The organism is Pseudomonas sp. S8 (genome assembly GCF_050473925.1).
Lineage (GTDB): Bacteria > Pseudomonadota > Gammaproteobacteria > Pseudomonadales > Pseudomonadaceae > Aquipseudomonas > Aquipseudomonas parakoreensis.
This window is the reverse complement of record NZ_JBFDVZ010000016.1, coordinates 5,350,672-5,357,500: the sequence shown is the minus strand read 5'-3', so window position 1 is coordinate 5,357,500 and position 6,829 is coordinate 5,350,672. Positions and strand designations below refer to the sequence as shown.

Genomic DNA, 6,829 nt, shown 5'->3' with positions numbered 1-6,829 from the left:
AATCTGCCGTCAACCGTTAATTTCAGTTTTATTGCAAAACCTGCTTTTTAGTCAGCAAGCGCGGAATTCGACGCGCAACGGCAGGCACTCGCAGCAGCAAAAGCGCTGCACCCACAAAGGCATAGATCACCCACTCCTTAAGATCAGCCCGCACAATCCATAACATGTGCAGCAATCCCAGCCCCAGAATCACGTACACCAGCCGATGCAGTTTCTTCCAGCGCACACCCAAACGACGCTGACTATAACGATTGGAGGTTACTGCCAGTGCCAACAATCCTAGAAAACCCAGCGTACCCACAATAATGTACGGCCGCTTACGCAACTCCACGCCCAACTGTGACCAGTCGAAACCAAGGATGAACGCCATATAGCTGAACAGGTGCAGAACCACATAAGTAAAACACCAGAGCCCCAACTGACGGCGAACCGCAATCCAGCCCGCCCACCCCGTCAATTTCTGCAACGGCGTCATGCTCAACGTGATCAGCAGCAATACCAGCGTCCCCAGTCCCAGTCGATCAACCAGAACCTTGCCGGGATCCGGACCGAGCAAATCGGCGAACGCCTGATAAAACCAGAGCAGTGGCCAGATCGCCGCCGCAATGAAAACGCCTACACGCCAAAACGGATATCGCATCAGTAGTTCTTCCGCAGATCGAGCCCTGTATATAAAGAAGCGACTTCATCCGAGTAGCCGTTGAACATCTGGGTATCACGTACATTCGGCTTGAACAAACTGTTCGGCAGACGCCGTTCTCTTGCCTGAGTCCAGCGCGGATGATCGACCGTCGGATTCACGTTGGCATAAAAACCGTATTCATCTGCCGCGATGCTCTGCCAGGTAGTCTTGGGCTGCTCGCTGACGAGACTGATCCGCACAATGGACTTCACACTCTTGAAGCCATACTTCCAGGGCACCACCAGACGCAGCGGCGCGCCATTCTGATTGGGCAATTCGCGGCCATACATGCCAACCGCCAGAATCGCCAAGGGATTCATCGCCTCATCCAGACGCAAGCCCTCTACATACGGCCAGTCGATCAACGCAAAACCCGAGCGCTGCCCAGGCATGCTCTTGGGCTCCTGCAAGGTTTCAAAGCGAATGTACTTGGCGTTAGAGGTCGGCTCGACCTGCTTGAGCAGTGCGGAAATCGGAAAACCAATCCAGGGGATGACCATCGACCACGCTTCAACACAGCGAAGACGATAGATACGCTCCTCTAACTGGTACGGCTTCATGAAGTCTTCCAGCGCGTAACGCCCGGGCTTACCCACCTCCCCGTCCACGACAACGCTCCACGGCTCGGTTTTCAGCGAGCCGGCATTGGCTGCGGGATCACCCTTGTCAGTACCAAACTCATAGAAGTTGTTGTAATGGGTCGCGTCTTTATAAGGCGTGATCGCCTCATCCTTGACGTTGACTACCCCCCACTTGGTAGAAGGGAGCTTTTCGGCAAACCAGGCAGGCGCCTTGCCTGGCTCGACATCAGCATAACGCGCCGCGTCCTCGGCACTGGCCCAACGCGGCAGGCTGCTCACGGCGATACCGGCCGCGGTAGCTCCGAGCAGTTGGCGACGGGAGAGATAAATGGACTCAGGCGTGACATCCGACTCATGGCAGTCGGACGCTTTGGGGATTTTGATCAGCATGGCAACTCCGCAGCTTTGGAGGACAGATGCACCCATAGACTGCGGAGTATGCGGGAAATTACATCACTCGGCGTTTTTGTGCCGACGAAGATGCAACAGGTATTGCACCGGGCCGGAAGCCGCGTAGGCGAGGAACACCAGCAGCAAAATACGCGGTGGATCGCTGAACACCACAGCGAACACCAGCACCACGGCGAGGATCGCCACGAACGGCACACGGCCCTTCAGATCCAGCTCCTTGAAGCTGTTGTACTTGATGTTGCTGACCATCAGCATGCCGGCAGCCGCCACCATCAAAGCGACCAGGAACGACATCTTCGAACCCTGAATACCATAATCGCTGAACGCCCAGACAATCCCCGCCACCACGCCTGCCGCCGCCGGGCTGGCCAGACCGATGAAGTAGCGCTTGTCGGCCGTACCGACCTGAGTATTGAAACGCGCCAGACGCAGCGCTGCACCGGCTACATAGATGAAGGCCACCATCCAGCCAACCTTGCCCATGTCGCCCAGCGCCCAGCCGAACGCCAGCAGCGCCGGTGCCACACCGAAAGCGACCATGTCGGACAGCGAGTCATACTCGGCACCGAAGGCACTTTGCGTATTGGTCATGCGCGCTACACGGCCATCAAGACCATCGAGCACCATGGCCACAAAAATCGCGATCGCGGCGAAGGCGAAATACTTGCTCGCATTCGCAGAGTCACCGGCGCTCAAGGCAGCCTGGGCACTCATCGAGTTGATGATGGAATAAAACCCTGCGAACAGGTTCGCAGTGGTGAAAAGGTTCGGCAGCAGATAGATACCACGATGCCGGACTTTACGACCTTCTGCGTCGTGCCCTTCCTCGACATGTTCATCGATGGGCAGCAGGCTTTCGGCGTCAGAAGCCTGGTTCGGCTCTTCGGGACGTTCGCTCATGGACATTACCTTGCAACGGTTTGGAAAGTTTCGACAGGTGCCTGTGACGACGGTTCGGCCACAAACGATGCAGCTTTATACCAGAACCATCGGTTTCAAACGAAAAAACGCGGCCGAGGCCGCGTTTTTCGTACAAGGATGACGACTTAGTTTTTGGCTTTGTCGACGATCTTGTTGGCACCGATCCACGGCATCATGGAGCGCAGTTGCTCGCCGATGATTTCGATACCGTGAGCGGCGTTGTTACGACGCTTGGCGGTCATCGAAGGGTAGCCGGTTGCGCCTTCGCTGATGAACATTTTGGCGTATTCGCCGTCCTGAATACGTTTCAGGGCATTGCGCATGGCCTGACGGGATTCGGCGTTGATCACTTCCGGACCGGTCACGTACTCGCCGTATTCAGCGTTGTTGGAGATCGAGTAGTTCATGTTGGCGATACCGCCTTCGTACATGAGGTCAACGATCAGTTTCAGTTCGTGCAGGCACTCGAAGTAGGCCATTTCCGGCGCGTAGCCAGCTTCAACCAGGGTTTCGAAACCGGCTTTCACCAGTTCAACGGTACCGCCACACAGTACGGCTTGTTCGCCGAACAGGTCGGTTTCGGTCTCGTCCTTGAAGGTGGTTTCGATGATACCGGTACGACCGCCACCGACGCCGGCGGCGTAGGACAGTGCAACGTTTTTGGCGTTGCCCGAAGCGTCCTGGTAGATCGCGATCAGGTCAGGGATACCGCCGCCCTTCACGAACTCGGAACGTACGGTGTGGCCCGGCGCTTTCGGCGCGATCATGATCACGTCGAGGTCGGCACGTGGAACAACCTGGTTGTAGTGAATCGCGAAGCCATGGGAGAAGGCCAGGGTGGCGCCTTTCTTGATGTTCGGCTCGATTTCGTTCTTGTACAGCTGAGACTGGAATTCGTCCGGGGTCAGAATCATGACCAGGTCGGCGCCGGCAACAGCAGCAGCCACGTCGGTCACTTTCAGGCCATGGGCTTCGGCTTTGGCAACAGTGGCCGAACCTTTACGCAGACCGACGGTAACGTCGACACCGGAGTCTTTCAGGTTGCACGCCTGGGCGTGGCCCTGGGAACCGTAACCGATGATGGCAACTTTCTTGCCCTGGATGATCGACAGGTCGCAGTCTTTATCGTAGAAAACTTTCATGAATTTCCCCTATATATCCAGGCCGTTCAGGCCATTCGCTAATTTTAGATGCTGAGTACTTTGTCGCCGCGGGCAATGCCGGTCACGCCGCTACGGACGGTTTCCAGAATCGATGCGGTGCCGATGGACTGAATGAAGCTGTCGAGCTTGTCGCTGGTACCGGTCAATTGAACGGTATACACGCTGGCACTGACGTCGACGATCTGTCCACGGTAAATATCGGTGGTGCGTTTGATCTCGGCGCGCTGGGCGCCAGTGGCCTTGACCTTGACCAGCATCAGCTCGCGCTCGATGTGAGCGCTTTCCGACAGGTCCACCAGCTTGACCACTTCGATCAGCTTGTTCAGGTTTTTGGTGATCTGCTCGATGATTTCATCGTGGCCGACAGTGGTCAGCGTCAGACGCGACAGCGTCGGGTCTTCGGTTGGCGCCACCGTCAGGCTTTCAATGTTGTAGTTGCGCTGCGAGAACAGGCCGACTACGCGAGACAAAGCGCCGGGTTCGTTTTCCAGAAGCAGGGAAATAATGTGCCGCATGATTAAGTACGCTCCGTCTTGCTCAGCCACATATCGCGCATGGAGCCGTCTTTGATCTGCATCGGATAGACGTGCTCGCTGGTATCGACCGAAATATCGATCACCACCAGACGATCTTTCATGGCGAACGCCTCTTCCATCTTCGACTTCAAATCCTTCGAATCAGTGATGCGCACGCCGACGTGACCGTAGGCTTCAGCCAGTTTGACGAAGTCAGGCAGCGACTCCATATAAGAGTGCGAGTGACGGCTGCCATAGCTCATGTCCTGCCACTGACGAACCATCCCCAGAACACCGTTGTTCAGGATGACGATTTTCACCGGCAAGCCATATTGCAGGCAGGTCGACAGTTCCTGGATGTTCATCTGGATGCTGCCTTCGCCGGTGACGCAGGCGACGTCGTCATCCGGGAAGCTCAACTTGATGCCCATGGCCGCCGGGAAACCGAAGCCCATGGTGCCCAGACCACCGGAGTTGATCCAGCGGTTAGGCTTGTTGAACGTGTAGTACTGCGCCGCGAACATCTGGTGCTGGCCCACGTCGGACGTGATGAAGGCATCGCCCTTGGTCACTTCGCACAGGGTCTCGATCACGGTCTGCGGCTTGATCAGGCTGCCGTCGCCCTTTTCATAAGGGAACAGGCCGCGATCACCGCGCCACTCATCGACTTGCTTCCACCAACTGGCCACGGACTCCTTGTTCGGGGTCTCGCCGATTTCCTTGAGGATCGCGACCATTTCGGTCAGGACACTCTCCACCGGACCAACGATTGGCACGTCGGCCTTGATGGTCTTGGAGATCGAAGCCGGGTCGATATCGATGTGGATGATCTTGGCGTTCGGGCAGAACTTCGCCGCGCCGTTGATCACACGGTCATCGAAACGTGCGCCAACAGCCAGGATCACGTCGGCATGGTGCATCGCCAGGTTGGCGGTGTAGCTGCCGTGCATGCCGAGCATGCCGATGAACTGACGATCGGTACCCGGGAAACCGCCCAGGCCCATCAAGGTGTTGGTCACTGGCAGGTTGAGCATTTTCGCCAGTTCGGTCAGCGGTGCGGAACCGTTGCCCAGAATCACGCCGCCACCGGAATAGAGCACAGGACGCTTGGCCGCCAGGAGCATTTCTGCCGCCTTGCGGATTTGCCCGGAGTGACCGCGAACGGCCGGGCTGTAGGAGCGCAGCTTGGCTTTTTTCGGGAAAACGTATTCGAACTTCTCGGCCGGGTTGGTCATGTCTTTCGGGATATCGACCACGACCGGGCCCGGACGACCGGATTGCGCCAGGTAGAACGCCTTCTTCATGACTTCCGGGATTTCCGAGGCGTGCTTGATCATGAAGCTGTGCTTCACGATCGGCCGGGAGATACCGATCATGTCGGTTTCCTGGAACGCGTCGGTGCCGACCATGGTGCTTGGCACCTGACCGGAAATGATCACCATTGGAATCGAATCCATATAGGCGGTGGCAATACCGGTGATGGCGTTTGTGGCGCCTGGACCGGAAGTCACCAATACCACGCCGGCTTTACCGGTGGCACGGGCGTAGCCGTCAGCCATATGGGTCGCCGCTTGTTCGTGACGAACCAGAATGTGGGTCACTTCCGGTTCTTTGAACAGGGCATCGTAAACATGCAGGAGAGCACCACCCGGGTACCCGTAGATATATTTGACGCCTTCGTCACGCAAGAAGCGGACGAGCATCTCACCGCCAGATAAAAGCTCCACGTTGTTCACCTCTAAAACGCCAGAATACCGTCCACAAAAAAGGGGCGGGTCTTAATAGGTTTACTTCTCGGCAGAGCATGAGCGACGGTGGTCGCCGACTACGTCAGCACTGACTGAGCAAGTATTGGGATCGTCCCAAGTGTTGCGGGCCTTTCCCACCCAGCGCGAGGTAACGCGTTGCGGGTGTAACAGGTCGACGCGGATATGCGCCTCATGATCTGCCGAGTGGGTCTGCTTCTGGCAGTCCCTCTACAGCGGACTTTGGATTCTTCTGTTTCGCCCTCTCCAAGTCAAGCCGTCAATGTGCTTAATTGTGGGTAAGCACATGAGAACGCAAGAAAAAACCTGAAAACAGCTACTCTGTTAGCGTCAATTGCGCAATTTTGCCAAGGAATCAGCATGCGAACGCTTCTGTTAACTCTGCTGATCGGCCTCAGCCCCTGGTGCTCGGCCGCTCAGATCTACAAATGGGTCGACGCTCAAGGCGTCACGCACTTCGATGCGCAACCGCCGCAAGGGCAACCGGCCAGCACCGTGCAGACGCCTTCCTCGCCCCCGCCGAAACCTGCAGCAATGCCTGGCAGCGGCGCGCTGGGCGATCAGAACGCCATTGATGACAAGGTGAAGAAACAGGTGGCGGAGCAACAGACTCAGCTCAAGGCCTTTTGCGAGCAGGCACGGACGAACCTGGCGCAATTGCAGAACAATCCGCGATTGAGGGAGGAAGTGGAGGGGCAGTTGCGGCGGCTGGACGAAAGCCAGCGCCAGGAGCGCATTGTCGAAGCGCAGAAGCAGATTGCGCAGAACTGCGAATAAGCACCTGTAGGAG

The 6,829-nt window shown here is 57.0% G+C and carries 7 protein-coding genes; 1 reads left to right on the top strand and 6 read right to left on the bottom strand.

The window, feature by feature from the left end; genetic code table 11:
• Nucleotides 1-28: 28 nt before the first annotated feature.
• From msrQ to AB1J88_RS25365, 6 genes are all read right to left on the bottom strand, one after another.
• Nucleotides 29-640, bottom strand: coding sequence for a protein-methionine-sulfoxide reductase heme-binding subunit MsrQ (msrQ, locus tag AB1J88_RS25390; protein ID WP_430292197.1), 612 nt, complete (start codon nt 638-640; stop codon nt 29-31).
• Nucleotides 640-1,653, bottom strand: a complete 1,014-nt coding sequence (gene msrP, locus AB1J88_RS25385) for a protein-methionine-sulfoxide reductase catalytic subunit MsrP (RefSeq protein WP_430292196.1) — start codon at nt 1,651-1,653, stop codon at nt 640-642. Before msrP ends, msrQ begins: the two co-directional genes overlap by 1 nt.
• Nucleotides 1,654-1,716: 63 nt before the next feature.
• Nucleotides 1,717-2,574, bottom strand: coding sequence for a CDP-diacylglycerol--serine O-phosphatidyltransferase (gene pssA / locus AB1J88_RS25380; RefSeq protein ID WP_003228213.1), 858 nt, complete (start codon nt 2,572-2,574; stop codon nt 1,717-1,719).
• A gap of 146 nt (nt 2,575-2,720) precedes the next feature.
• Nucleotides 2,721-3,737: a ketol-acid reductoisomerase gene (gene ilvC, locus AB1J88_RS25375; RefSeq protein ID WP_007959661.1), complete on the bottom strand. Its 1,017-nt coding sequence runs from the start codon at nt 3,735-3,737 to the stop codon at nt 2,721-2,723.
• A 44-nt stretch (nt 3,738-3,781) separates the two neighbouring features.
• Nucleotides 3,782-4,273: an acetolactate synthase small subunit gene (gene ilvN, locus AB1J88_RS25370; protein WP_003205610.1), complete on the bottom strand. Its 492-nt coding sequence runs from the start codon at nt 4,271-4,273 to the stop codon at nt 3,782-3,784.
• A 2-nt stretch (nt 4,274-4,275) separates the two neighbouring features.
• Nucleotides 4,276-6,000, bottom strand: a complete 1,725-nt coding sequence (locus tag AB1J88_RS25365; RefSeq protein ID WP_007963927.1) for an acetolactate synthase 3 large subunit — start codon at nt 5,998-6,000, stop codon at nt 4,276-4,278.
• Nucleotides 6,001-6,399: 399 nt separating this feature from the next.
• On the opposite strand from AB1J88_RS25365, the gene AB1J88_RS25360 reads away from it, so the two are divergent.
• The gene (locus AB1J88_RS25360; RefSeq protein WP_430292195.1) at nt 6,400-6,816 is read left to right on the top strand and encodes a DUF4124 domain-containing protein; all 417 of its coding nucleotides are present in this window, start codon (nt 6,400-6,402) and stop codon (nt 6,814-6,816) included.
• The last annotated feature ends 13 nt before the right edge of the window (nt 6,817-6,829 follow it).